Annotated in this window: 2 protein-coding genes; both read left to right on the top strand. The window is 45.0% G+C overall.

The window, feature by feature from the left end; genetic code table 11:
* Positions 1-883: ABC transporter ATP-binding protein (locus QTO00_RS19200; protein WP_331426175.1), on the top strand; the 883-nt coding region annotated here is incomplete at its 5' end.
* Positions 884-919: 36 nt separating this feature from the next.
* Positions 920-1,771: paraquat-inducible protein A (locus QTO00_RS19195; RefSeq protein ID WP_331426174.1), on the top strand; the 852-nt coding region annotated here is incomplete at its 3' end.

Raw genomic sequence — 1,771 nt, 5'->3', positions numbered from 1 at the left:
CTTGTGGTTCATGCTTTCACCTGTGCAAGAGCTGCTAGGCATACAGTTCTCTTGGTATAGCGCCAAAGCTGCTCTCAATCGTATCAACGCCCTTCTTGATTTAGAGGAAGAGCATCGTCCTGTCAGCAAGGTCAATCCATTTAGCGATGATCGCGAAGTCGATATTGAGATCGACCAAGTGAACTTCTCATACAATGACGAAGCACAAATTCTTAACAACCTCAGTTTAACCATACCTGCAGGTAAGAAAGTTGCTTTAGTTGGCGCTAGCGGAGGCGGGAAATCAACCTTAATTCAACTGTTAATTGGCGTATATCAAGCCGACTCAGGTAGTATCCGTTTCAATGGCCATACAACAGACGATATCAGTTTTGATATTATACGTAACCAAATTGCCGTGGTTTTACAACAGCCTATACTATTCAACGACACTTTGAGGCATAATCTAACCCTAGGTTCTAAGTACAACGACTTGCAGCTATGGCAAGCACTTGAAATAGCCCAGATGCAAGATGTCATCCGTCAGTTAAGCGATGGGCTCGATACCCAGATTGGTCGAAGTGGTATACGACTTTCAGGCGGACAAAGACAAAGACTAGCGATTGCACGTATGATTCTTAGCAATCCTAAGTTTGTTATATTGGATGAAGCAACTTCAGCACTAGACACCGCGACAGAAGCGGCTTTTCATAAAGCTCTGACTGAGTTTTTGAAAGGACGCACAACACTTATCGTCGCTCACAGATTGTCTGCGGTTAAACAGGCCGACCTCATCTACGTGCTCGAAGATGGGCAAGTCAGCCAAGCTGGCACTCATGGAGAGTTAGTTGAACAACGAGGCTTATATCAAACACTCTATGGTAGTGCGCAATCGCACAATTAGAGTGTGTACCATCACTGATTCTGCAGGAGGAGGACTATGAATCCTCCTCCAACTCTGCACGCCCATTCTTCTGAAACTTCATCAATCCGCCTCTGCGATGGCTGTGAACTGCCAATCGACTTAGTCAGTGTCGAACGAGGAAAAAGCGCATTTTGTCCTCGTTGCAATACCAAGCTGTATAGAGGAGGAACACCTTCGCTATCAGGCAACCTCGCCGTCGCAATAACCTGTCTATTACTTTTCATTCCATCGCACTTTTTTGATTTTATCAGTATTCGTCTTTTCGGCGTGCTCATCCCAGCAACCTTGCCAGCAGGTGTTTATACGCTGTTCCAAGAGGGTTTTCTACTGCTGTCGATACTGATTATATTTTGCAGTTCGATTGCACCTCTTGTTGTATGTAGTTCGGTTGTTTCCGCTCACATTGCGCTGAGGTACCACAACTTCAAGCTACTGAAAAATTCGCTTGCCCTAGTGCAGCATTTAAGGCCGTGGGTCATGATCGATGTATTCTTAGTCAGCATTGCCATCTCATGTTTTAAGCTGCAAGACTATTCAGACATTATGGTTGGACCAGGATTAATTGGCCTGCTACTGCTGCAAATATCGACCGTTCTTTTGGTTACTCGTGTCAGTGTCCGTAGATACTGGGAAGTGTTCGAACCAGAAGAAAAATACACGTACATTACAAAAACGCTACACTGTCACCACTGTCACCTTTCACAACCAGAGGGAGAAGCGTGTCTGCGCTGTCACAGCCCCATTCATCACCGAAAGCCGTTTTCAGTACAAAAAACTTGGGCGTACCTAATAGCAGCATCTATCGCGATTTTCCCTGCTAACTTGATTCCAATTTCAATCCTTCTTACCAATGGTAAACGCTTGGAA

Origin of the sequence: Vibrio sp. M260118, from assembly GCF_036533755.1 — a bacterium.
GTDB lineage: Bacteria > Pseudomonadota > Gammaproteobacteria > Enterobacterales > Vibrionaceae > Vibrio.
Note: the sequence above shows the minus strand (reverse complement) of the source record. Positions and strands in the feature narration are given on the sequence as shown.